The following is a 23,975-nucleotide window of genomic DNA, read 5'->3' as shown; positions in this document are numbered from 1 at the left end:
GAGAGCACTGCTATCGCCTATACATATGTTGAGGAGGGGGTGGCGTCCCGTCCGACTCGGCAACGCAGGAAGAGAGTTTGTCAGTATCGCCGGAAAGTTGTCCCGCCCTCGTTCTCAATGCCGACTTCCGGCCGCTGAGCTATTATCCGCTCTCCGTATGGCCCTGGCAGGAAGCGGTCAAAGCGGTCTTTCTCGACCGCGTCAATATCGTCTCCCAATATGATCATGTGGTGCGCAGCCCCAGCTTCGAGATGCGGCTGCCGAGCGTTATTTCGCTCAAGGAATTCATCCCGCTGACGCGTCGGCCGGCCTTCACCCGGTTCAACGTGTTCCTGCGCGACCGCTTCTCCTGCCAATATTGCAGCGACGGCTATCCCGCGCCGGAGCTCACCTTCGATCATGTGATCCCGCGCTCGAAGGGCGGCCGCACGACTTGGGAGAACGTCGTCACCGCCTGCCAGAGCTGCAATCTGCTGAAGGGCAACCGGCTGCCGCACCAGTCGCGGATGTATCCGCGGACGCGTCCGGTGCAGCCCAGCACCTATCAGCTCCAGGAGAACGGCCGCGCCTTTCCGCCCAACTACCTGCACCAGAGCTGGCGCGACTTCCTGTACTGGGATACCGAGCTCGATCCGAACTAAGTCGGCGGCCTAAAGCCGCTCGGACAGCCAGATTGCCAGGCGCGAGCCGGCCTTCACGGCACCCTTCAGCAGATCGTAGCCCGGCGTCTGCTCGGCGCCGTGCTCGAGGCCGATGTCGCGATGCTCCTGCTCGTCGGCGCGGAACTCCTCGATCATCTGCCTGAGTTCCGGCTCTTGCGTGCCCAGCCGCTGGGCCTGACGGGCGTAATGCTCATCGATCACTTCCTCGACGGCGACGGTGCAGGCCATGGCCGCGCGGCTGCCGAGCGCCGCGGTGGCGGCGCCGAGCGCGAATCCCGCCGCATGCCACAGCGGCTGCAGGGCCGTGGGCCGGACGTGGCGCTGCGTCACCTGCCGCTCGAACGCGTCGAGATGCCGCTGCTCCTGCGCCGCCATGTCGCGGATAATCGCGGCGTCGCACCCGGCATCAGGACGGCGGCCGAGCACCGCGAGCTGTCCCTCATAGATTCGCCGGGCCCCGTACTCGCCGGCATGATCGACGCGGATCATGCGCGCGATCAGCTCCTCGCGAGTGAGGTCGCCGGGCAGGCGGCGGTCCAGCCCGCCGATGGGTGGGGTGGAAGAAACAGATGCGCTTTCGTCAGGACGGGACGGCTGTTTCATGGCTATCGCCCCTCGCGCGGCCGGCGCCGGAGCGCCAGCCAGAGCACCAGAAGGCCGAAACCGCCCGCGTAAAGGGCATTATAGCCCGCCATCGACAGGCCGAACAGCGACCAGGCAACCTCGTCGCAGCGGACGACCGGAGCATTCATGATCTGCGCCCGCAGCTCGTCCAGGCTGAGGTTGGGATCGAGCGCGCCGCCGCAGGCGCTGCTGCCCGCCCACCAATGCTGTTCGACGCCGACATGGAAGACCCCGATGCCGGCGCTGGTCAGCAGCGCGAGGCCGGCAAGGCCGACCACGAGCCGCAGCAATGCCGGGCGGTCGCGCAGCAGGAAAGCGATCACGGCGAACAGGATCGCCGCACCATAAGCGTAGCGCTGATAGAGGCAGAGCGCGCAGGGCGCGAGGCCGCCCACATATTGCGCCAGAAGCGCGACGGCGAGCGCGCCGATGCTGACGGCGAGAACGAGCATCGGGGCGAGGCGCGGGCCGGGCGTGGTTGGGTGCGACATGGTGGTTGATATATAGCCTTCCGGGTCGGACCTGTGTAGCGCTTCCGTTTTCGGCCGGGAGGGGGCTGTTTCAGATTACATAGCGCACGGCGAGGAAGCCGCCGAGGAGCAGGACGAAGAAGGTGGTCGTTAACAGTGCCAGGTTCCCCTCGATGAAACGACGAATGGCGGGGCCGAAATACCACAGCAGCGCCGCGATGAGGAAGAACCGCGCGCCGCGCGACAGCGCCGAGGCGACGGTGAAGGTGGCGAGGTCAAGCCCGGTCACGCCGCTCGCGATCGTGATCACTTTGTAGGGGAAGGGGGTGAAGCCGGCGCCGGCGACGATCCAGGCGCCCCATTCGTTGTAGCGCACTTGGAATTCGGCGAAGGCATCCATGGCGCCGTAAAGCTCCAGAATCGGCTGGCCGACCGTCTCGAACAGGAAAAACCCGATGGCATAGCCGGCGAGGCCGCCAACCGCCGAGGCCAGGGTGCAGACTCCGGCGACGAGCCAGGCGCGGTCGCGCGCCGCCAGCACCATCGGAATAAGCAGGATGTCCGGCGGAATCGGAAAAAACGAGCTCTCCGCGAAGGAGATGACGGCCAGCGCGAGAAGCGCGTGGCGATGGGCGGCCAGACCCAGGGTCCAGTCATAGAGCCGCTGCAGCACGAAACGCGTTCCCCGACCCGTCAATGACGCCCGCCGGTGTAGCAGCCGCCGCGGCGTGCGGCAATCGGGAATGATGATGCGGCGAAGAGGGTGCTTGCACTTGATAGCAGCGTGTCTGGTTTCCTCATCCTGAGCCTGTCGAAGGATGGGCGGCAGCTTCCATCGCAGATCCAGTCACTTCGAGCCCCGACAACGGTTGCAGATCCCCATCTCTTGGCTATAGTGCCGGCCGCGGCGCTCCTCCCGGCCCTGCCCGGACTGGGCGCCCTCCCGCCCGGTGCCCCTGTGGCGGAATTGGTAGACGCGGCAGACTCAAAATCTGTTGCTGGCAACAGCGTGCTGGTTCGAGTCCGGCCAGGGGCACCAACGAGAGCGCTGATCCACGCTCCTCTCCGAGCGGCCTCATCGATCGCTTGGCGGAATCAGCCGTCTCTCCTCCGGAACCGCTCTTCGGAAGCGTTTGTTTAGCCCAAGTTCCGATCACCGGCGAAGGAGGATATCCATGTCGACGAAGAAGGTTATCGAGATCCTGGCCGAATCCCCAGATGGCTGGGACGGTGCGGCGCAACAGGCGCTTAAGGACGCACAGAAGAGCCTTCGTGGCGTAAGCTCGATCTACATCAAGGAAATGGAAGCGAAGGTCGAGGGCGACCGGATCACCCAGTATCGAATCAACGCCAAGGTCACCTTCGAGGTGGAGGGTACCTGAACGTATCGCCAATATTTGCTTCCCAGCTGTTGGAGCCATTACCCTAGACGGCAACGGTCCGCTGGCCGTCTTCTGCCATGTGCGAAGATCCGCGCATGGCGGAAGACGGGATGTTGCGATATGCCTGTTTCTGCGAGAGGCCAATAGAACGATACTCGGCCGGCTTTAAGAGTTTGTTGCCCGATTGGGGAGTCTGCTGCCCGATTTCGATGGGTTCCGCTGGATGGGGAACTCTTCCGCCGGCTTTTGCGTTCGGCACTCTCGCCTGCCGAAATTGGCCACTGGACCTGGATCGATAGATGGAAGCCGCTGATGCCGATGTGACGTCTTCGCAGGAATCCACCATGGGTGCGGCGGCACGGCAGAGATCCGTCGAAACCACGGACGCCTTCTTTCTCTATCTTCCCAACCCGATCGAGCACGGCGCGGCTGGTCCCGGAGAGGGCGATGCGGCGCGGCGCTTCGCCGCGGTCGCAGAGCAGTTCGGCTATAGGCTTTACCGACGCCGACCGTTCGTGTTCGCCTGCCGCAAGATCGCGCGCGAAAGGCACGATGTCGACGATGCGGCGGCGGCCGACTCGGTGATCCTCGATCTCTTTCCCGGGACGATCGCCTCCGGCCGGCAGCTGTCGGTCGATACGGGAGGCCCTGGCCTGGGATCGGCGGACCTGGGAACGGCCGGCCCGGAGTTGACTGATTGGGCCGCTTGGCATGCGATGGCGGAGCGTGAGGCGCAATTCTACAACCTGATCGGGGCAACGGACCGCGGGTTGCGGATCGAGAGCGATCCGATCGGCCTCAAGCCCTTCTACATCGCGGCGCTGGATCACGGCACGCTGATCGCATCACGCATTCTCGACATCCTGCGCGCGGCGCCGGAGCTGGCGGCGCCGGTGGACCCGCTGGCGGTCTACCAGCTGATGATGTTCCGCGCGCCGATGGGCGAGCGTACGCTGCATCAGCGCGTCAAACGCTCGATTTCGGGCGGGTGTTATCGCTGGAGCCCGGAGCGGGGGCTCCAGGTAACGCAGGGGCGTCGCCTGTCGGCTCCGCCGGTGGATGCCGCGCTGTTCGTCGACGATGCGCTGGAGCGGATCAAGGAGGCGCTCGTCCGCTCGCTTCGGGAGAAGACCGCCGGCCTGTCCGGGCCGACCGCGCTCTCGCTGTCCGGTGGCTTCGACTCGCGCCTGCTCGCGGCCGTAGCCGTCGAGATCGGACTTCCCGTTCAGGCCTATTCCTTCGGCCGGTCCTATCATCCCGAGATCCAGAGCGCGAAGGCGACGGCGCGGACGTTGGGACTCCCGCTCGAGATTCTTCCATACCCCGCCGACGGGTCGATCCAGCGGCTGCCCTTCCACCTGGAGACGGTCGAAGGGACGGCGGACCTCGCCACCAGCCTGATCGCCAACCTGTTCGCGATCGACCGTCCGGCGGGCACGCCGATGCTGCATGGCTTCGCCGGGGATCCGATTGCGGGAAACCATCTTCGGCATCTGGCGCCAAAGGATTATCGGACGCTCGACACACTCGCAGACGGGGTGATGCGATTCAACGGCGGCGCCTCTCCGATCGATTTCGCGGCGCTGCTCAATGTTCCGGTTTCGAGGGATGCGGTCCGGGACGAGATTCGGGCGTCTCTTCCCGAAGGCTGCCAGCCCCACCAGGCCTACACGCTCTGGGACTTCGAGCATAAGCAGCGGCGCTATGTCGGCTCGCATTTTCCGATGATCGGCGATCGGTTCGACACGATCGCGCCCTATTACGATCGCGACCTGTTCGCTATCTGGCTGTCGGTCCCGCCGGTCGGGCTCGACGGTCGGTCTCTGTTCCGCAAGTTCCTGACGAAATATTACCCGGCGCTCGCCCGTATTCCGCATTCCGAAGAGGCCGGCCCGATCACGCCCAATCTCCGTTATCAGCTCGCCGGCTTTCTGCGGAAGGCGCCCTATGAGGCGGTCGATCGGCTCTTCGGCACAGCGCGCGCGCGCCGGCTGACCCGCGCCTTGTCCCGAGACCGGTACATCTGGAGCCTGGCCAATCTCGCAGGAACGCGGCAGCGCGCGCATATGCTGGCGCGGATCGAGGCGCTGCGGCCGGATGCGCAGCGGGTGCTGGGCCTCGACATCGATGCGCGGTTTGCCGACCGGCTGAAGGGGGATCTCCAGGCGACCCGTGGGCTCTTCCTCGTCATGGAATATGCCGCCTGGCTGCGGCAACAGGGCTCGTTCGCCATCTGAAGCAAAGTCGTGACGCTAGAGCGCGATCCGATCAGGCCCTAAGAAAAACGGCGGCCCCCAAAGGGAGCCGCCGCGCTTCGGCAAGCGAGAGAGGCTGGATTAGGCGGCCTTGCGGCGCCGAACCGCGCCAAGAGCCACGAGGCCGGTGCCCAGCAGGATCAGCATGCCCGGCTCGGGTACGGGGGACGGCCCCGTCGGACCCGTGACGGTGATGAAGGTTTCGAAGTTCGTGATGCCGTTCTCGGTCGTCAGGAAGCCGATGCAGCCCGCATCGAGGCCGACCAGGCTGCAGGTCGCGGCATCGAGCGGAGCCAGTTCCTCGGACCCAAAGGTCAGAGTGTAGATCTCGTCAAGGAACGTGAAATCCTGCGAGAGATCCCCCGAGGCAGCGAGAACGAAGAGATCGTCGCAGTTGCTGCTGGAGGGGAAGCCGCAATCGGCGACGTTCGGCGTCTCGTTGAACAGGAAGTCGAAGAAGGTCGTGATCGGACCGACCGACCCGCTCTCAGGCGGCGTGTTCGGCGTCAGGGTTGCCTGCACGCTCAACCGGCCGTCGGTGAGGAACTCGCTTTCCAGCGACGTCGGGATCGGGAAGTTGAAGTGCGTCAGAGTGGCGCCAGGTGCGGCTGCTCCGTTCGTGTCGACCGTGCCGCTCGCCACGCTGTCGACTTCCAGTGCGCTCCGCTCCCCGTCGAAGCTTGCCGGCCACTCGAGCCGGGTCGCTCCGCCGAGCTCCGCGTTCGGATCGCTGCCGATGACCGTGTCCGGATTCCATTCGGTGAAGGCATTGTCGAGCGTGTAGTTCCAGGTATCGATAATCGGGGCCGCGGTGGCTTGCCCTGCGGCGCCGGCAACTAGCGCGAAAGCAAGGGCGCTACCACCAGCCAGTTTCTGCCATCTTTCCATTAGACTCTCTCCGTTCCTAAAGAAGCCGTCCCCGGTCGACTCAGAAATGTCCGCGCCTGTCGACCGACCCCTCGCCCGGAAGATTTGCAAGCGGCATGCCACGCCAGTTTCTCGTTTCTTATCAATGATTTGGTTAACGTGTTCCGAACAGTCCGGGCGGTGCGGCGCCGCGCCGTTAATAAATGTTAAAAAAACTGACGGTAGATCCGATGTCAGTGCGCCCATTAGAGGTGTAAATAAAGTGGCGTCATACAACTCAATGAAAATTTACCAATAATATCAGTTCTCTGCGAGGTTAATTTCGGCCGTTAACGATTGTAAATTTTTTCGACGCAGCGGATATAGACAAAAAAGAACGGCGGCTCCAACGAGCCGCCGTTCACCGAAGGACGAAAGACGAAGGATAGGCTTCTAGATCGGGCGCCGACGCCGCATCGCGCCGAGGATTACTAGGCCGGTGCCGATAAGGGCTAAGACGCCAGGTTCCGGCACCGGGACGGTCGATGGACCGATAATCCGAACGAACGTCTGGAAATCGGTTGAGGCATTCTCCGGCGTAAGGAAACCGACGCAACTCGCGCCCAGGCCAAGCTGCTGGCAGGCAGCCGGATCGAGGGTGGAGAGCTGCTCCGATCCGAAGACCAGCGTGTAGGTCTGCCCGTCATAGGTGAAGTCCTGCGACAGGTCTCCGTTACCTGTCAGAACGAAGATGTCGTCACAGGTGCTGGCGGACCCAAAGCCGCAGGGTCCTTGGTTTTCCGTCTCTAGAAAGGCGAAATCGAAGAAGGTATCCAGCGTGATCGACTCGCTCACATTCGGGTCGGCGGAGGCGAGGTCGATCTGCACCGACAGACGTCCCGACCGCAGGAACTCATTCGAGAATCGCGTGGCGATGGGCAGGTTGTTATGGGTCAGGGTTGCTCCCGCCACGTTCGCGCCGTTCGTCACCAGATCGAATCCGCTCTGGGTGCTGTCGACGAGAAGCGAACTCCGGTCCGAGCCGCTGAGCGGCCATTCAAGCCGTGTCGGAGTGCCCAGCGTGGCATTAGGGTCGAGTCCGACGACTCCGGGGACCGGCTCAAACGAACTGAAGCCGTTGTTGATCTCGTAGTTCCAGGTATTCACTACGGGACCCGCGGAGGCCTGTCCGGTTACGCCGGCGAGCAGGGCGAAAGCCAAGGCCCCGCCGGCGAATTTCTGCCATTTTTTCATAACGTCTCCTGTTCGAACGCGTCGTAATCCAGTTCCTAGGCCCATCCCTTCGAGTCTTCCCCACTCGTTCTACGCAAGTCCCGTGCCGTTTATGGTTAATGATTATAAACCAAAGTCTTATCGGGCAAGGGTCGGGTGAATGGCCGTGGCGGACGGGGTTTGCGTCCCTGTCTGTTAAGAATTCCGACTCTTTGGAGGGCGAAAAAGGCGCCGTTTCCACCGGGAGGCCGACTCAGCATCGAGTTCGCACGGAAATTATAGACGTATCAGTTGTTTAAGCGGAGATTCTTAAACGGTATGGTTGTAAGGTATTTCGACAGAGTGCCATGATCCGGCTGCGTCGGACCGTCAGGAGCGTGGGCGGTTGTCAGCCGGCAAATGGAAGATTGGCCGGCATCGGATCGTCAGGACTCGAGCAGCTCGGCGAGTGGCCGCCGCACGGACCGGGTCGGCACCCGGCGGGATTTTGGCCATCCCAAGCGGCCCAGAAAGACGAGATCCTCGTCACGCTCCTCGAGCAGCGCATTCATCCGGAACGCGAGCGCGTCCGCCTTGCGCCGAACGGACGGGTCCCGGGTGAACGGAATGCCGTTGCGGGCGTAATGGGCCAGACAGAGCGGCGCCAAGTTCGGCTGCATTACCAGGCCGAGTTGCGTCGCCGTCAGCCAGAAGCGCTGGAGATCCTGCCCGAGCCGCAGGAGCGCCGGGATCCGGTCGTCCGGTCGCGGCGGCGACTTCCAGGTGATCGTGAAATGCGCGGCGCATTGCAGGCCCGGCGCCAAATCCATCTGGAAGCGTGGCATGCCGGTGCCGCCGAGATATCGATTCAGGAAATCGACCCGGGACCAATCACGCATCGCCCAGCGCATCAGCCGAAGGGTCAGGCTGTCCAGCCCCACGGCGCCCGCTGGAATGCCGTCGGGACTGAGCGGCCGCGTCCAGTCGAGCATCGACCGGTGGACGTCGTAGGCCTCGGGCATCCGTAGCCGGATATCGGTAGCCAGCGCGCCGATGCTGGCGATCCGCCACCGCTCCGCGCGGGTTTCATGCCAGTGGATCCTCGAATAGTCGCCGAGGCAGGCATCGAGCGCCTGCTTTGCCTGCCGGGTCAGGCGCGTCGATTTGTAGGGGCGCCGGTCGACGGATCGGATCTTGATGTAAGGGAACAGCGGATCCCGCGGAAGCTGTGGCTTCGGCGTGAATCGGGCCTCGATCAGATGACCGTTCGCCGTGCTGCCGTGATAGACCCACTCGAAGGACCGCTGGAAGCCCGAAGCGGCGATCCGCATGGTCTCCAGCAGCATGCCGGCGGACAGCAGCGTCGGCTGGCCGTCATTATATTCATAGGGGTTCGTCCCGGTTGCGGCGGGAATCCGCACCATCACCCGGTCGACTCCCTGGGAAGCTCCCGGATCAGCTTCCTGGCCGTTCTCCGGGGCGGAATCGAGAATCTGGAAGCGCCAGGGTTGCTGGTTGTCCCCGCTTGGCGCCCAGCGCGCAAGCTCGAGAATCTGCTCCACCTCCGAGCCGGCCAGCTCGGCTTCCGCCTGACGGGCTTCGCGCGACAGCCGGCCGTAGAAATAATAGCCGAGATACCGCTTGATGGCTTGCAGCGGATGGCGATTGCCCCCCGGCAGGCGGCCGATCGACCATTTCCCGCGGAAGGCATCGAAATGATGATAGTAGGGTGCCGCGCGCACGGGCCCGCGCCCGAGCAGGATCTTCAGCGCCTCAACTCCCGTGACTCCGGCGCAGAGCTGGCAGGCCATCGCCGTCGATGGTCCCCGTTTACCGGCGAGATCGATGCGCCAGGGGTCCATCAGATATGCTCGGTGATACCCTTTTGGCACGAGCCCGGTGAGGAAGTTCACATATTGGCGCGTCTGCGGCTGGCCCTCGAGGCGAAAATACTCCTCGAAGCTCATGCCGCCCGGCATGAAGATTAGGTACGCCGTCCCCATGCCGATCGGTGCCGCGGTGATCGCCGGAATGCCACGCTTTGCGCATTCCGCGAAGACCTTCGCGCGAACGTCGAGAACGAAAAAGTCCAGCCCATCGATATACAGATCGACGCCGTCGAGAAAGCGGTCGAGATTGCTCGCATCGATGCCCGCTGGAAAGGTCGCGATCTCCAGGTCCGGATTGATCTCGCGCGCCATCTCGGCCATGACCTCGACCTTGGGCCGGCCGACGGTTTCGACATTCGCCCCCACCTGACGGTTGAAGTTCGCGAAATCGAATCGGTCGAAGTCGGCGATGTGAAACGCGCCGATCCCCAGCCGGGCCAGGGTCAGGAGATGCGCCCCGCCGACGCCGCCCATGCCGGCGATCGCAACCTTCTTGCCGCGCAGCTCCTGCTGCTCCCACGCCGTTACCCAGCCTAGATTTCGGTCGAACGCCGCTTCATAGCTGAAGGACGGCGCGCCGGCGGCGGCCGTTTCATGTTCCTGATATTGGTCCGAGAGGGATCGCGGCGCCGGGTTCCGCTCGGCGTGTTCCGGCGCCGCCTTATGATCGAGTCCCGACCGGGCTGCTTGCTCTTGTGCTTGCACAACCGCCATTCAAACTGCCGCTTCCAGCCGTCAGGCAACCGCCGCCGCGCTGTCGAGCGGCCACAGCCGCCCTTCGTCGGTCATCACCTCCCACACCTCGGGCTGGAGGCTGTGCACCGTCGCGAGCATGGCTGTAAGATCCGCCGATATCGGCTGACGCTTGCCGTGATATTCGACGGGATCGCCGATCTTGTCAAAATAGATGCCGAGACGCGCGACCCTTTTGATGAAGATCGGCTCCATCAGCCCCAGCCAATGGGTAATGCCGTTCTCCACGCTCAGCCGGACCGAGGCCTGAGCCAGCCCCACGAAGGCGTGCTGCATGATCTCGGGAGGCGCGTCGCACTGCCGGCGCCGCTCCCGCGAGATGCAGATGCGGGAAATCTCGCCGGTGCTGGTGCAGGGAAACCGACGCGGGTCGGAAACGATCGGGTCGTGACAGGCTTGCTGGACCGAAAAGCTTTCGCGCGGCGTCTGCGCCAAGGGCAGGATGAGGCGGACGGTGCCGATGAAGATCCCGCTCGGCCGATGCATCAGGAGACAAAGCGCCGAATGCGCATCGAACCGGTCCCGCTCCAGGCCATCGGGATGCTGGCGCGGATCCTCGAAGCCGTTCTCGACGCAATAGATCTGATAGCGGAGGCGATGAACCTCTTCGCTCAGGGCCGGGCTGTCGACGGGAACTACTTCGAAAGCTTCACGAAAGACCTCGACGAGCGAGGGGCGATGTAAAGCTTCGGATTTGACGATGCAAGGCGAGGCGATAGGGCTGAAGGCCGAGGTGTCTTCGAGATGAAGGGAGGCCGAACCTTGGTTGATAAACACGCGTGATACATCCTCTGGTGCGAAGTTGCCTAAGTCGAAGACGCCTCTGGTCTTATTATCGCCCTTTTTCTTTCTTTTATTTGTTAATACAGACTGCCCTGAGTATATCGTGACATTCTGACAAATACGGGCAATAGTTTTCCTTTTCGCGTCACCCAGTCGGGTCACGATTTGTCGACTTGTCTCCGCATCGGGTGGCTGGAACGAACCCCCGCGCAGCCACGTTATTGTCTTTGGTGGAGCCACTAACTTCGCGGGCAGTGTGCCGCGTCGGGCGTCATTTGCGAGTGTCAAAGTTGTGTTCGGGATTATCTTGCGGGTGATGCGCTATCCCCGCGACGGAACCGCAGCGCACGGCCCGACGCAGAACGGCGTCGGTTTCGGGTGAGCTCCCGTCCGGCAGGACCGGGGCAGAACTCGGTTCGCGCTGGAGGTAGGGCCCAGGGCCCCGGGTACAAGGGTCAAAAGGCAGGAAAGGCGCGGGACCGGCCGATTCTTGCCGCGTCGGCGGCTATTGGTTGCGGGCCTGTTGCGAGCGCAGCATGGCCGCGATTTCGAAATGGCCGCGGTCGGCGGCGATGCGCGCGGCCGAGTCGCCGTCTTCGTTCACGGCCGATATGTCGGCGCCCCGTTCAAGCAGCTGCTCGACGACCGCGGCATGGCGCCCCCAAACGGCATACATGAGGGGAGTCCATCCGTTCAGCGTGCGCGAATTGACGGCGGCGCCGTACCGAAGCAGGATGTCGACGATCTGGGCGTGGCCGTTCGCGGCCGCCGCCATCAGCGCCGTCTTGCCGTCGATGTTCTTCAAGTTCACGTCGGCGCCCCCTTGCAGGAGCGCCTCGACATTCGCGACATCGCCGTTCCAGACGGCATACATCAGAGGCGTGCCGAGCGCCCTGGTCGCGGCGTTCGGATCGGCGCCGCTTGCCAGGAGCAGTTCGACCATCTCCGTCTGCCGTTGCGCCGCGGCGACGATCAGCGGCGTCCGCCTGTCGTTGAACGTTGTGTTCACGTCGGCGCCGGCGGCGATCGCCGCGCGCAGATTCTTCGTCCCCTCCAGCGCCGAGAGCGGCATTGGGAAGGACGCCGGAGCGCGTGCCTGTTCTGCAACGACCGCCGCTCCGGTTTGATCGGCCGGGGCCACCGGCTCCGCCGGGGGAGCCGCGGGCGATGATGATTCGGCGGGCGCGCCGGCCGTATCCTCGCCGAGGATCTGGGCGAGTAGCTGCCCCAGCGTTTCCTGCGGTGTGCCGCCCGATGCCGCCGCATCCGGCGCCGGCCCTGCTGCCGGTTCCACAACCACAGGCGATTCCGTCGTAGCTAGAGGCTCGGGCTGCGGCTCGGGCTGTGGTTCGGGGGGCGGCGCCGCGGGCTCAGGCAACGCTGCGGTCCGTTGCTCGGGCAGTGCCGGGTAGTCCGGTGCAACCTTGGCCGCCTTGGCATAATAGCGGCGCGCCAGACTCTCCTCGCCCTTGCGCTCCGCGCTTTGCGCAAGCTCGACATACTTTCCGGCGATGTCCTGGAATCCCTGGAGGGCCGCGTCATGACCCGGGGCGAGCGCGAGAACCTCCTGATAAGTCTCGTAGGCATTATCGCCCTCGGGTGTCGTGAGCGCGAGATCGGCAATCTGTCGCCGCGCCTGACCCAGGAGGTCATCGATCGCGGCCGCCTCAGCGGCCGGCGGCGTGTCGGGCGACTCGACAGTGGGCGTTTCCACCACAGTAGTTTCCGCCACGGAAGTTTCCGCCTCGGCCGTTTCCGCCGCCGGCGCTTCCGTCGCAGTGGTCTCGGCGGCCAGCGGCGCGGGCGGCTCCTCGCTCACCGGCTCCGCCTCGGCTCGCGCCTCGTCCGTCCCGGATTCCAGCCGCGACGTTGCCGGCGACGGAGGCTCGGTGCTCTCAGCCACTGCCGCGTCCGTGGCGGGAGGCGGCGCATCCGCCACCGCATCGTCGGGTCCGTCTGTGCCCGGATCCGTTGGTGCCCCGGCGATCACCGGCGCCGTGTTCTGCTCCTGTGTCTCCTCCTGCGTCTCCTCTGGTGGTGCAGGATTCGATACCTCGGCGCTACCCGGTCCTTCGTTCGGCTCACGCGGCGCGGCCGAAGCCGGATCCGGTGCCGCCTTGGCCACGGCCGTGCGGTCGGCGGGGCGGTCGGCCTCGGGTGCGGCGGGCTGGACCGGAGCCGGCTCCGTCTGTGCTGTGGCTTGCGTCGATGCCCCGTTCGGCGCCTCCTCCGCGACGATGCCCTTTAAGGGTTTGCCTTCGGAGGGAGTGCCTTCCGAGGGAGTGCCTTCAGGGGCTTCGCCTGCGGGCGAGGTCGGCGCCGATTTCGCCGCCAGCTCCTGTTGCGGCGCGGCGTCGGACGGCGGCTGCGCTGGTTCTCGGCCCTGAACCCCGTCCTGCCCGATCTCGGCGAGGGTGTCCGGGTCGATCGCCGGCGCCGGCGGCGGCGTCGGCTCGTCCTGTGCCGATATCGCGGGCAATTCCGTCTCCGCCGTTTCCGCCGCCGCCGTTCTGGCCGGTGCGGTGTCGTTGCGCTCCTCTACCGTGCCTACCGAGTCTGATGGGGCGGCCGGCTCTGCCGTCGTCGGAGGACCGTCCACGGTGGCGGCAAGCTCTGGTGAGTCCTCGAGGAACGGCAGGAAACGGTCGGCTTCCTGCAACAGGACGAAGAGCGTGGCGAAAACCGCCGCCGCGGCCGATGCGCCGAACAGCAGCCCCAGCCAGGGGCGGGACGGCCGATCGGCAAGTCGCTCTTCGCCCGCCAGCCCGTCGCTCGTCCACCGCTCGGCCGCCAACTCGTCGCCGGCCAACCTGCTGCCCGCCAACCTACTGCTAGATGGGGGCTGCGGCATCCAATCCGACTGCACCTCGATACGGTCCGGGTCACGCGGCCGATCGACGCGATCGAAACTCGCCGGCAAGGACAATCGCTTGGACCCGGAGGAAGGCAGTTCGGATTCTGGCGGAGGTGAAATCGCCGGGGGCGAACGCGGCGGCGCCAGAACAAGAGCCTTGCTGTCCGCGTCGTCCGCCGCGTGGTCCCGGGCGCCCGCTTCCGCTTGTGCGGGCGCCAGCTCGACATGTCTTGCCGCCTCGTCCACGAGATCGGCAGAGACCGAATCCCGGGATTCGAACTCGGCGAGGAACAGGGCGGCGGCGCATAGCGTATTCACCAGGCGCGGCACGCCCTCCGCGTAGTGGGCGATGCGCGCGATCGCCTCGGCCGAAAACAGGCCGTCGCGCCGACAGCCGGCGGCTTCCAGCCGCTCCGAAATGAATGTGGCGACCTCATAGGTCGGAAGCGGCTCGAGCCGGCGGCGCAGGATGATATGCCGTTCGAAGCCGGCGGGGAGCGCCCGGCCCAACCTGTCCTCGAACTCCAGCGGACCTGCCAGCGCCATCCGCAAGCGGCCGCCGTGGTGATCCACGCGGTCGACCAGAAGGAACAACCGGCCGAGCTCGTGATCGCTCAGGTTCTGGGCCTCATCGATCAGAAGGATGCAAGGGCGATCCGCCGCGAGGCAATCCGAGACGAGTTGCTGGAGATGATCGTCCCCGCCCCGCGGCAAGTTCGGGATGGTTTCCGCAGCGGACTCGGGCGACGCCTCGGAGCCGGACTGCCCTTCGCCGGACTGCCCCTCAAACCTGTCGAGGGCTTGGCGGAACAGCTGATCGACGGTCGCTCCCGGGCTGCAGGAAAACGACAGAATCCGGCTTGCCGTATCGGCCGCTTCGATGTCTTCGGCCAGCAGGCGCAGCAGAATCGATTTTCCGATGCCGGCCCGCGCCGTCAGCAGCACAATCCCGTTCCGGTTGGAAAGCGCGTGCTTCGCCTCAGCGCGAACATTGCGGAAATTTTCGCCAAGATACACGTACCGAAGGTTCGGCGTGATCTTGAACGGATTCTCGCTAATACCAAACGATGCGGCGAACATGATCCGGTTCCTAAGAATCAGCCGAGGGAATTGCTCAACACTCTACGACAGCCATATTCACGGGCGCACTGAGACTCCAAACAGCGACTCCAATGGGGCTCGATATTCGCCCCTACCGGATCGAAAATGCCGAAAAAGCGGGGGAGCCCATGTCGCTGGCCGGCGCCCTCGGCGGTGACGCGTCTCGAGCCCGGTAGCCGGCGCTACGGTCAAGCGCCCGCATTTATATTAGGAACTCCGGTTCGTAAAGAACAGTCCCGCGAGAGCCTCGAGAATATGGGCGCCCCCCGGTATGCCCCCGAGATGCACTTGGGACGTCCATGGCGCCAGCCCATGTCCGGCGCCTCTTCCATGACAAGGAACCAAATCACACCGCCCGGTGTTGCTCCAGATGGTGCGGTACTCGGCCGCGTCGCGTCAATGCCCCGCGACGTCGCAGGAGGGCGGCTACAGAAATTACACAACTGCGGCGAGGTCTCGTCAATAGGGTGTCCCGCCGTTCGATACCCATAAGAAGGCCCCATGAGCAAGGTTCCGTCACACATCGCATCCGGCGAGCGAGATCATCGCGCGCCAGTTCTTAAGCCAGCCCGCCAGCCATTCCGCGACTCATTCCGCCGGATTGATCTGCGCCGGGGTTGCATGACCGCCCTGGCGACGGTGCTGGCGTTTGCCGCACTTTCCGGCTGTGCCGGCGACTCTGAGACCGAGCTGGTCGATTGCTGGCTGCTTGAGCCGGCGCAGTTGGCCTCGGCCGCGGAGGACGGGCAGTGCCTCGACGCCTTCGCACGCTATGTCGAGGAGACGGCGCCGGCGGCCGGTACGGCTCTCGGCGAGCCGGGCTCGGACGGCGGTTCCAATGGCGGCGGCGTCACCGCCGCCGACGGCACGGCCGGCGAAGCCGGAGGCCCTTCGTCCGGTGATGACGGAAGTCAAGGCGGCGACACCGCGGACAGTGGAAGCGGAGATACCGGGGACAGCGACACGGGTGGCACCAGCGATGCCGATAGTGGCAGTGACTCTGGTGATGGCGATTCCGACTCCGGCGGTGGCAGCGATTCCGGTGGCGGCAGCGATTCCGGCGGTGGCAGCGACTCTGGCGGCGGCAGCGATTCCGGTGGCGGCAGTGACTCCGGCGGCGGCAGTGACTCGGGCGGTGGCAGCGACTCGGGCGGTGGCAGTGACTCCGGTGGCGGCAGTGACTCGGGCGGTGGCAGTGACTCTGGCGGCGGCAGCGACTCCGGCGGTGGCAGTGACTCCGGCGGCGGCAGCGACTCCGGCGGCGGCAGCGATTCCGGTGGTGGCAGTGACTCCGGCGGTGGCAGCAATTCCGGTGGCGGCAGTGACTCTGGCGGCGGCAGCGATTCCGGTGGTGGCAGCGACTCCGGTGGCGGCAGCGATTCCGGTGGCGGCAGTGACTCTGGCGGCGGCAGCGATTCCGGTGGCGGCAGTGACTCCGGCGGCGGCAGCGATTCCGGCGGTGGCAGCAATTCCGGTGGCGGCAGCGATTCCGGTGGCGGCAGTGACTCGGGCGGCGGCAGCGACTCCGGCGGCGGCAGCGACTCCGGTGGCGGCAGCGACTCCGGCGGCGGCAGCGATTCCGGCGGCGGCAGTGACTCGGGCGGCGGCAGCGATTCCGGCGGTGGCAGCGATTCCGGTGGCGGCAGCGACTCCGGCGGCGGCAGCGATTCCGGTGGCGGCAGTGACTCGGGCGGCGGCAGCGATTCCGGCGGTGGCAGCGATTCCGGCGGCGGCAGCGATTCCGGTGGCGGCAGCGACTCTGGCGGCGGCAGCGATTCCGGTGGCGGCAGCGACTCTGGCGGCGGCAGCGATTCCGGTGGCGGCAGCGACTCTGGCGGCGGCAGCGATTCCGGTGGCGGCAGTGACTCGGGCGGCGGCAGCGATTCCGGCGGTGGCAGCGACTCCGGTGGCGGCAGCGACTCCGGCGGCGGCAGCGATTCCGGCGGCGGCAGCGATTCCGGCGGTGGCAGCGATTCCGGTGGCGGCAGCGACTCTGGCGGCGGCAGCGATTCCGGTGGCGGCAGTGACTCTGGCGGTGGCAGCAATTCCGGTGGCGGCAGTGACTCCGGTGGTGGTGACTCCGGTGATTAAGCCGTCCGTTCGGCCCGCTCAAGCAAGGTGTGCGCCGGCGGGCTTGCAATCGTCCTGAGATTCGGTTGACTTGAGCGCGACGCTTGGAGCGGCCATGCCCGAACGACGGGGTATCGTGGGTGATCGCCGAGGATCAGAGCGAAGCCATCGCCTTCTTGTCGCGCCCGGAAAGCTATGGCGGGCATGCCACGGCGGTCGAGCGGATAGAGACCCACGGTGCCGTCGTCTTTCTCGTGGGGGATCGCGCCTATAAGCTCAAGCGCGCCGTCCGATTTTCCTATCTCGACTATTCGACCGCCGCATTGCGTCGACGGTTCTGCGAGGCGGAACTGGCCCTCAACCGGCGGACAGCCCCCGCGTTGTATCTGGGGCTCAAGTCACTGAACCGGTCTGCCGGCGGCACCCTTGCCTTCGACGGCGACGGGCCGGCGGTCGATTTCGTCGTGGTGATGCGACGCTTCGATCAGGCAGATCTGTTCGATCGCTTGGCGGAGCGGGGCGCCCTGACCCCGCCCCTTATGCTCGAACTCGCGGAAACCATCGCGCGCTTTCACGCGGACTCGCCGCCCATCCTCGACATCGGCGGCTCCGACGGCCTGGCCGAGGTGCTCGCGAGCAATGGCCAGAACCTCGCGCTCGCCGATGAGACGATCTTCGATCCGGCCGACATCGCGCGTGTCGACGGCGCCTCCCGTGCCATGCTCCACGATCGGTCCGCGCTGCTCGACGACAGACGGCGGACCGGCCGGGTGCGCCACTGCCATGGCGATCTGCATCTGCGCAACATCTGCCTGATCGACGGTCGGCCGACGCTCTTCGACTGCATCGAGTTCAGCCGTTCCCTCGCCTGCATCGACCTCCTTTATGATCTGGCCTTCCTGCTCATGGACCTCCGTTACCGCCGGCTCGGGGACTTGGCGAACGGCGTGCTCAACCGCTATCTCGATGTCGGCGACGAATCGCCGGAAGGATTGGCGACGCTGCCGCTGTTTCTGTCGGCGCGCGCCGCCATTCGCGCGCACATCGCCGCCACCGCCGCCGGCCAACAGTCGGCCGGCCAACAGTTGGACGGCGGGGCCGGGCGGAGGCTGGGCGACGAGGCGCGGTCGTATCTGTCGATGGCGGAGGAACTGCTGCGACCCGCACCGCCGATGCTGGTCGCGATCGGCGGGTTGAGCGGTACCGGCAAATCGACGCTCGCCTATGGCCTGGCACCCGAACTCGGTCCGGCGCCTGGGGCGCGGGTGCTGCGCAGCGATGTCCTGCGCAAGAGGCTGATCGGGATGCCGATGGCGACGACCTTGCCGGACGCCGCCTACAGCCCGGAGATGACGGAGAAGGTCTATGCCGCGCTGTGCGGCGAAGCGGGCAGGGCACTCGCCGCCGGCCATGGCGTGATCGTCGATGCGGTTTCGGCGCGCGAGAGGGAGCGCGATGCCATCGCCGCCGTTGCGCGGGCCGCCGGCGTGCCGTTCGTCGGCTTCTGGCTCGAGGCGCCGCACGAAACGCTGGCGGCGCGCATCGCCGCCCGCCGGAGTGTTGCTCGCCGGGCGCCCAGTCACGAACGCGACGCGTCCGACGCGACGGTCGACGTGCTGCGCCGACAACTTACGTTCGACCTTGGCAGGCTCGACTGGGTCCGGTTGGATGCCGCCGCCGATCCTCAAGCCTGTCTGGCCGAAGCACGAAGGCGGCTGAGCGGGCTGGACCTTGAGTGAAAGCGGCGGCCGATGTAGGTTGCAGAAAGTTGCAGAAAAATGTCTGGCGTAGAGGAGGGAGACGATCGGCGTTCCCCGGGTCTTCTCCTTGCCGAAGCGGGCCGCCAACCTGATTGTCGGATGGGTCGCTGCGGTCTGCGACAGGCGGAGAAAGAAGCTCGGCTGCAGGGCGGGCATGGGGGTAACTGCGCAAATCGATACCGACGGCGTAGGGTTGCTCGGTCCCGACCTTCTGCCGGCGCTTCTCGACACGATCGACGCCTTGGTCATCGTGACCGATCGGGCGGGTCGGATTCTGCGATTCAACCGGGCGTGTGAATCCGCATCCGGTTATGCCGGCAAGGATGTCATCGGCAAGGTGATGTGGCAGGTGCTGGTGCCGCCCGACGAGATCGGTATCGTCGAGACCGCGTTCAACAGGCTGTCGGCCGAAACGCGGAAGACCACATACAGAAGCCATTGGGTCGCCAGAAGCGGTGAGCGCCGACTGATCCGGTGGACCAACGCCGTTTTGGCGGAGGAAGGCGCGGGTCGTTCGGCGTTCTGCGTTGCGACGGGGATCGACATCACCGACTCCACGCGGGCGGAGAAGACGGGCGGCGGCATGATGCAAACCGCCGAGGCGGTCTGCGATCAGATCCTCGGTTTCGTCGGTCTGCTCGATGCCGGCGGCGCCGTGGTGAAGGTCAATCAGGCCGCATTGGCGCTGGGCGGAGTGACGATGGCCGAGGTGTCCGGGCGCCCGATTTGGGCCGTGCCGTGGCGGATCGCGTCGGCGGAGGGGCGCAAGCGGCTGCGCAGGGCCGTCGCGGTGGCAGCGGCGGGTGAGCCGGTTCGCGACGAAATCGACATTCTTGCCGCCGATCACCGGCCGGTCACGATCGACTTTTCGCTCAAGCCGATTCGCGAAGAGAGCGGCCCCGGAGACAGTCAAGTCTCTATGCTGATCTTCGAAGGCCTCGACGTCACGGATCGCAAGCAGGCCTATGCCGCGCTGCATGAAAGCGAGATCCGTCTGCGCGGCATCGTCGATACGGCACCCGACGGAATCATCCGGATCGACGAGCGGGGGACGATCTTGTCGTTCAACCCGGCCGCCGAGGATCTTTTCGGCTATGCCGCCGACGAGATTATCGGCCGCAACGTCAAACGCCTGTTACCTGCCTCGGAAGGCGAGCGATTCATTCACTATATCGAACGCTATGTCGAGCGGGGCCTGAAGCGGTCGAAGATCGGCTCGCACGATGTTCTCGGCCGGCACAAAGATGGAACGACCTTCGCGATGGAGCTGTCGGTCAGCGAGGTTCGCTTCGGAGACCGGCGGACCTTCACCGGGTTCGTCCGCGACATCTCACGTCGGAAGGCGGCGGAAGCGAAGCTTCAGCAGCAGCAGGCGGAGATCGCCCATGTCATGCGGCTCAATACGATGGTTGCCATGGCGTCCGCGATCGGCCACGAGCTCAATCAGCCGTTGACCGCGATCATGAGCTATACCCAGGCCTGTCAGAGAATGCTGATGTCGTCGGATGACATCCCGGCGGACCTCCGGCACGCCATGAGCATGATCGTGGCGCAGACCCAGCGGGCCGGCGACATCATCCGCCACGTCAAGGATTTCACGCGAAAGGGCGAGTCGCTCCGCAGGGAACAAGACATCAATCGAATCGTCCTGACGGCAATCGATCTCCAAGCCGTGGAGGCGAGGCGACACCGGGTGACGATCCGGTCGGACTTCGACACGAAATTGCCGGCGGTCATGGTCGATCGCATTCAGATCGAGCAGGTCGTCCTCAATCTCGTGCGCAACAGCGTACAGGCGATCGTCGATGCCGCAACCGGCGAGCGCGAAGTACGGGTTTCGACGTCGCTCAACAGCGAGAATGCCGTGGAGGTCGCCGTCGATGATACGGGCCCCGGCATTCCCGCTACCGTCGCGAGGCGATTGTTCGAGCCGTTCGTCACCTCGAAAATGAACGGGATGGGGGTGGGGTTGACGATTTGCCGGTCGATCATCAACGCCCATGGAGGCAAGCTGTGGGCTGCATCGAAGCCCGGCGGGGGAGCGGTCTTCCGCTTCACCTTGCCGTCGGCCGAGGAGGGGGCGCGCCCATGATGCAAGCACCGACGGTATTCGTGGTCGATGATGACGATGCCGTGCGCGAGGCGGTGGGGCTGCTGCTCAAATCAAACGGCTTCACCGTTGAAGCCAAGACTTCGGCCGCGGAGTTTCTGGCCGCCTATGATCCAGTTCGCCCGGGCTGCCTCGTTCTCGACGTTCGGATGCCCGGTATGAGCGGCATGGAACTGCAGGCGAAGCTCGCCGCGGACCAAGTCGGCATTCCGGTCATCATCATTTCCGGGCATGGCGACATCCCGATGGCGGTCGCGGCCGTGCAGGCCGGAGCGGTGGACTTTATCGAAAAGCCGTTCGACGAGCACCGCCTCCTAGCGACCGTGCAGCGCGCGCTTGCGCTCGACGAGGAACGGCGGCGCGAATCGGCCGCGGCAACGGGCGCAGCGGCGCGGCAGAGCCGGCTGACGGCCCGAGAGCGCGAGGTTCTGGAGCGTGTGGTGGCGGGCGATCCGAACAAGGTCATTGCCGCCCGTCTTGGGATCAGCGCCCGGACGGTCGAGATTCACCGTGCCCGGGTCATGGAGAAGATGCGGGCGCGGTCCGTCGCCGAACTCGTGCAGATGACTCTCAACGCCAAGCCGGACAAATCCCCGCTCAACTGAACCGGCGGGCGCTTCGGGGCGAATGGCGTCTTTAGAGCCTGATCCGATCACATCGAACCGACGTGATCGGTGAAGCGCACTCTAGGGGCGGTCGTTTCGATGAGAAACCAGCCACTGCGACAGGCGCTGGACGGCCACGGTAAGCGCCGTCACCCGCTGCCGCTGCCGGTCGACGGCGTCACGGAGTTCCGGCAGTTGCCGCTCGAGCAGCGGCGTCGTCTCGATCAGGCGGCGCTCCACCCGCTCGAGCTGGTCCCGGTTCTCGTTGCACCGGCGCAGGACATGCTCGACCTGGATCGTTTGCCGCTCGATCATCTCGATCATCCGATCGAAGTTCCTCGCGATCTCCTCCACGGCCTCCGGCGGATTGTGTTCCGACTCGGTGGAAGGCGTGTCGCCGGGATCGCTCATCGGCCCATCCTGCATTTCCAACGCAACGATTCGGTCGCTGAGCCTCTGCAGGTCCTGGACGATCTCCGTCTCCCTGACGAGATCGCCGGCCGGGCCTTGCAAGAGCGAGGCGCATAGATCGTCATATCTCTGGCGCAACTGTCGCAGTTCGACATCCTGTCTCCGAGGTAATCCTCCGCTTCTCGTCTCGTCGCGGGTTTTTTTCAAGTATTGTTGTTCAACCATAAGTCGACGATACATCGTCTCGATTCATAGTCTAATCATATTCCTCTCGCAGACCAGCAGCCTGTCCGGCAATCGGGCGGACATCAAGACGCCCCACAGGTATGTTTCCGCCATCCTATCGTTCCTGCGGGCCGCCTCTTTGAGAGGTCCCGTCGCGTGACTCGCGGTGCCTCGGGGTGCGCCGGACTGCCGCGATACGAGAATCCGACCTGTGAATTTTTCTTTATCGACCTTCTCAGTCTCTATGAGAAAAGATTGCTAACCTACTGACAGCCATGCCAGATCCCATTCAAAACAATGGGATTTCAAGCGAATACGTATAAAAACGTATATACGCCGCAGCGGTCCGCCTGTTTACCATTCCCACGAGAGTCGGTGGTCGCGCGGGCAATTCACACAAAGATGTTGCGAAAAGTCAGTGCAGGTCGAGCCGGCGATGAGGTACGCAACGATCGCCATTGATCCTGCGACCTCGTTGCGGTGCAATCCAAGGGGTGGCGCATGGAAAATAGACCGAGAGGCCGCGGAGCTGCATCCGTCCATTGCCGTATCTGCGCTCTTCATGACGAAAAGACATGTGCGCCATTCGGCGTACAGGATATCAATTTCGCCAGTTCCTATAAGAACATGCGTGTGGTGCGGGCAGGCACCGATCTGTTCGGGCAGGGCGAAAACTGCGACGACGTCTACAATTTGCATACCGGCTGGATGTTCACTTATCTGATCCTTGAGGACGGCCGGCGTCAGATCCTGTCCTTCGGGCTGTGCGGGGGGCTTTACGGCCTCTTCCCGGAACAGGTCGCGACGATGCCATACGGCTGTCAGGCGCTCAGTGACGTCACGGTTTGCGCGGTTCCACGGAAGCATCTGCTGCGCCTGATTCAGCAGAAGCCGGAAATGGGATTGCAACTCGCATGGCTCGGCAAGCGCGACGAGATGCTTCTCTATGAACATCTCACTAGCATCGGGCGGCGGTCGGCCCGCGAGCGGGTGGCTTATCTGCTGCTCGAGCTGTTCTGCCGGGCGCAACAGCGGCTGCCGCAGGCCAGGGGCGAGGTCATCGGGCTACCGCTCAACCAAGCGCATATCGCCGATGCGATGGGCCTCACCTCGATCCATGTGAGCCGCACGCTCAAAGCGCTGCGCGAGGACGGAATTCTGCAGCTCAGAGATGGCCTTCTGGAGATATTCGATCCGGAAGGGCTGTTCGAGGCGGCGGTAATGGATGTCGATGGCGCCAGCCAATGGATCGAGGTCTCCGACGAGACCCTCGATCCATCCTCGCCGCGGCCGCCGGCGGAGAGCTGGCTGCCGGCCAGGATGCCCGCCGCGATCCGGTCACGCGTACCGCATGGCGGTCCCATCGGTCTTCCGTCTTCGGCAAACGCCAACAGCCGCGCCGCCGGCAGCCAGCCCTATGTGCGACGCTAATATAATGGTTCCGAAGTTCGGCACATCGTTTGTGCCGAACTTCGGAAGCTGAATCATCGGAAGCTGAATCACACGCGTTCCACAACTCGGTTCGGCGCCCATCCCGGCTCTCTCCGCCATGGCGGAGAGAGCCGGGATGGGCGTGCCCGGTTCATTCAGCGCCCGGGGTCATTCAACGTCCGGGCCACTCCCGGGCAGGCCTAAGCCGCGGCCGTCTTCCTCGTCGGGCTCGTCGGCTTTCAGAATCTCGTGGACCTCCGAAACGATGCCCCGCATCGGGCGCTGCAGCGTGTTGCCGAGATACTCGTCCTCGCTGAGCCAGGCGAAGGCTTCCATCACGTCGGCGTCGGTCGCGCCCGTCGCGATGATCGCTGTTATCTGATCATCCTCAAGCGGACCGACGATCTCGATAATCTTCTCGCGGGTAAGATCGGTCATTGGCGCTCTTCCCCTGCATCGTTCGAGCATCACACGGGAACTCGAGACTCAATGTGTCGTTGGCTCGCGGCCACCACAAGAGGGTCCGATGCCA

General features: G+C 64.9%; 18 protein-coding genes and 1 tRNA gene. 9 read left to right on the top strand and 10 right to left on the bottom strand.

Going from position 1 to position 23,975, the window contains the following annotated elements:
- Positions 1-77 precede the first annotated feature (77 nt).
- Entirely contained in the window at positions 78-641 is a 564-nt protein-coding gene (locus DT069_RS16415) for an HNH endonuclease (RefSeq protein ID WP_119461394.1), read from the top strand.
- Between the two features lie 9 nt (positions 642-650).
- Here the strand turns inward: DT069_RS16415 and DT069_RS16410 are convergent, their stop codons facing one another.
- The 3 genes from DT069_RS16410 to DT069_RS16400 all read right to left on the bottom strand — a co-directional run bounded on the left by DT069_RS16410 (position 651) and on the right by DT069_RS16400 (position 2,429).
- Complete coding sequence (locus tag DT069_RS16410; protein ID WP_119461393.1) at positions 651-1,265, bottom strand: demethoxyubiquinone hydroxylase family protein; 615 nt, start codon at positions 1,263-1,265, stop codon at positions 651-653.
- Between the two features lie 2 nt (positions 1,266-1,267).
- Complete coding sequence (locus DT069_RS16405; protein ID WP_425450302.1) at positions 1,268-1,777, bottom strand: disulfide bond formation protein B; 510 nt, start codon at positions 1,775-1,777, stop codon at positions 1,268-1,270.
- A gap of 70 nt (positions 1,778-1,847) precedes the next feature.
- Positions 1,848-2,429, bottom strand: coding sequence for a YqaA family protein (locus tag DT069_RS16400; protein ID WP_119461392.1), 582 nt, complete (start codon positions 2,427-2,429; stop codon positions 1,848-1,850).
- 279 nt (positions 2,430-2,708) lie between these two features.
- Between DT069_RS16400 and DT069_RS16395 the strand changes: the two genes are divergently transcribed.
- The 3 genes from DT069_RS16395 to DT069_RS16385 all read left to right on the top strand — a co-directional run bounded on the left by DT069_RS16395 (position 2,709) and on the right by DT069_RS16385 (position 5,375).
- Positions 2,709-2,795, top strand: a tRNA-Leu gene (locus DT069_RS16395).
- Positions 2,796-2,931: 136 nt separating this feature from the next.
- Positions 2,932-3,138 carry a dodecin family protein gene (locus DT069_RS16390; RefSeq protein WP_119461391.1) on the top strand — a complete coding sequence of 69 codons (207 nt, stop codon included), beginning with the start codon at positions 2,932-2,934 and terminating at the stop codon, positions 3,136-3,138.
- Positions 3,139-3,437: 299 nt separating this feature from the next.
- Positions 3,438-5,375, top strand: coding sequence for an asparagine synthase-related protein (locus tag DT069_RS16385; protein WP_119461390.1), 1,938 nt, complete (start codon positions 3,438-3,440; stop codon positions 5,373-5,375).
- A gap of 99 nt (positions 5,376-5,474) precedes the next feature.
- Here the strand turns inward: DT069_RS16385 and DT069_RS16380 are convergent, their stop codons facing one another.
- The 5 genes from DT069_RS16380 to DT069_RS16360 form a co-directional block, all read right to left on the bottom strand.
- Positions 5,475-6,281 carry a THxN family PEP-CTERM protein gene (locus tag DT069_RS16380; RefSeq protein ID WP_162913245.1) on the bottom strand — a complete coding sequence of 269 codons (807 nt, stop codon included), beginning with the start codon at positions 6,279-6,281 and terminating at the stop codon, positions 5,475-5,477.
- A gap of 411 nt (positions 6,282-6,692) precedes the next feature.
- On the bottom strand, positions 6,693-7,493 hold the full coding sequence (locus tag DT069_RS16375; protein ID WP_162913244.1) for a THxN family PEP-CTERM protein: 801 nt from the start codon (positions 7,491-7,493) through the stop codon (positions 6,693-6,695).
- Positions 7,494-7,897: 404 nt separating this feature from the next.
- On the bottom strand, positions 7,898-10,054 hold the full coding sequence (locus DT069_RS16370) for a ThiF family adenylyltransferase (RefSeq protein WP_119461387.1): 2,157 nt from the start codon (positions 10,052-10,054) through the stop codon (positions 7,898-7,900).
- Positions 10,055-10,075: 21 nt separating this feature from the next.
- Entirely contained in the window at positions 10,076-10,870 is a 795-nt protein-coding gene (locus tag DT069_RS16365; RefSeq protein ID WP_425450301.1) for a PEP-CTERM/exosortase system-associated acyltransferase, read from the bottom strand.
- Positions 10,871-11,381: 511 nt separating this feature from the next.
- Positions 11,382-14,810: an ankyrin repeat domain-containing protein gene (locus tag DT069_RS16360; protein ID WP_119461385.1), complete on the bottom strand. Its 3,429-nt coding sequence runs from the start codon at positions 14,808-14,810 to the stop codon at positions 11,382-11,384.
- Positions 14,811-15,452: 642 nt separating this feature from the next.
- Here DT069_RS16360 and DT069_RS16355 point away from each other — a divergent pair.
- From DT069_RS16355 to DT069_RS16340, 4 genes are all read left to right on the top strand, one after another.
- The gene (locus DT069_RS16355; protein ID WP_119461384.1) at positions 15,453-16,922 is read left to right on the top strand and encodes a hypothetical protein; all 1,470 of its coding nucleotides are present in this window, start codon (positions 15,453-15,455) and stop codon (positions 16,920-16,922) included.
- Between the two features lie 83 nt (positions 16,923-17,005).
- On the top strand, positions 17,006-18,640 hold the full coding sequence (locus tag DT069_RS16350) for a bifunctional aminoglycoside phosphotransferase/ATP-binding protein (protein WP_425450300.1): 1,635 nt from the start codon (positions 17,006-17,008) through the stop codon (positions 18,638-18,640).
- 175 nt (positions 18,641-18,815) lie between these two features.
- A complete protein-coding gene (locus tag DT069_RS16345) occupies positions 18,816-20,753 on the top strand; it encodes a PAS domain S-box protein (protein WP_162913242.1) in 1,938 nt (645 codons plus the stop codon).
- The gene (locus DT069_RS16340) at positions 20,750-21,376 is read left to right on the top strand and encodes a response regulator transcription factor (protein WP_119461381.1); all 627 of its coding nucleotides are present in this window, start codon (positions 20,750-20,752) and stop codon (positions 21,374-21,376) included. Before DT069_RS16345 ends, DT069_RS16340 begins: the two co-directional genes overlap by 4 nt.
- Positions 21,377-21,457: 81 nt before the next feature.
- On the opposite strand, the gene DT069_RS16335 is transcribed toward DT069_RS16340, so the two are convergent.
- The gene (locus DT069_RS16335; RefSeq protein ID WP_119461380.1) at positions 21,458-21,925 is read right to left on the bottom strand and encodes a hypothetical protein; all 468 of its coding nucleotides are present in this window, start codon (positions 21,923-21,925) and stop codon (positions 21,458-21,460) included.
- A 714-nt stretch (positions 21,926-22,639) separates the two neighbouring features.
- On the opposite strand from DT069_RS16335, the gene DT069_RS16330 reads away from it, so the two are divergent.
- A complete protein-coding gene (locus tag DT069_RS16330) occupies positions 22,640-23,443 on the top strand; it encodes a Crp/Fnr family transcriptional regulator (protein WP_425450299.1) in 804 nt (267 codons plus the stop codon).
- A gap of 168 nt (positions 23,444-23,611) precedes the next feature.
- Here the strand turns inward: DT069_RS16330 and DT069_RS16325 are convergent, their stop codons facing one another.
- On the bottom strand, positions 23,612-23,881 hold the full coding sequence (locus tag DT069_RS16325) for a hypothetical protein (protein ID WP_119461378.1): 270 nt from the start codon (positions 23,879-23,881) through the stop codon (positions 23,612-23,614).
- Positions 23,882-23,975 lie beyond the last annotated feature (94 nt).

It is taken from the genome of Virgifigura deserti (assembly GCA_003576685.1).
In the GTDB taxonomy this organism is placed as follows: Bacteria; Pseudomonadota; Alphaproteobacteria; order Dongiales; family Dongiaceae; genus Virgifigura; species Virgifigura deserti.
Note: the sequence above shows the minus strand (reverse complement) of the source record. Positions and strands in the feature narration are given on the sequence as shown.

Excerpts from the sequence above, each read along its gene's own strand:
- DT069_RS16410 (WP_119461393.1), bottom strand. The coding sequence starts at position 1,265 with ATGAAACAGCCGTCCCGTCCTGACGAAAGCGCATCTGTTTCTTCCACC.
- DT069_RS16405 (WP_425450302.1), bottom strand. The coding sequence starts at position 1,777 with ATGTCGCACCCAACCACGCCCGGCCCGCGCCTCGCCCCGATGCTCGTT.
- DT069_RS16390 (WP_119461391.1), top strand. The coding sequence starts at position 2,932 with ATGTCGACGAAGAAGGTTATCGAGATCCTGGCCGAATCCCCAGATGGC.
- DT069_RS16385 (WP_119461390.1), top strand. The coding sequence starts at position 3,438 with ATGGAAGCCGCTGATGCCGATGTGACGTCTTCGCAGGAATCCACCATG.
- DT069_RS16380 (WP_162913245.1), bottom strand. The coding sequence starts at position 6,281 with ATGGAAAGATGGCAGAAACTGGCTGGTGGTAGCGCCCTTGCTTTCGCG.
- DT069_RS16375 (WP_162913244.1), bottom strand. The coding sequence starts at position 7,493 with ATGAAAAAATGGCAGAAATTCGCCGGCGGGGCCTTGGCTTTCGCCCTG.
- DT069_RS16370 (WP_119461387.1), bottom strand. The coding sequence starts at position 10,054 with ATGGCGGTTGTGCAAGCACAAGAGCAAGCAGCCCGGTCGGGACTCGAT.
- DT069_RS16360 (WP_119461385.1), bottom strand. The coding sequence starts at position 14,810 with ATGTTCGCCGCATCGTTTGGTATTAGCGAGAATCCGTTCAAGATCACG.
- DT069_RS16355 (WP_119461384.1), top strand. The coding sequence starts at position 15,453 with ATGACCGCCCTGGCGACGGTGCTGGCGTTTGCCGCACTTTCCGGCTGT.
- DT069_RS16345 (WP_162913242.1), top strand. The coding sequence starts at position 18,816 with ATGGGGGTAACTGCGCAAATCGATACCGACGGCGTAGGGTTGCTCGGT.
- DT069_RS16340 (WP_119461381.1), top strand. The coding sequence starts at position 20,750 with ATGATGCAAGCACCGACGGTATTCGTGGTCGATGATGACGATGCCGTG.
- DT069_RS16330 (WP_425450299.1), top strand. The coding sequence starts at position 22,640 with ATGCGTGTGGTGCGGGCAGGCACCGATCTGTTCGGGCAGGGCGAAAAC.
- DT069_RS16325 (WP_119461378.1), bottom strand. The coding sequence starts at position 23,881 with ATGACCGATCTTACCCGCGAGAAGATTATCGAGATCGTCGGTCCGCTT.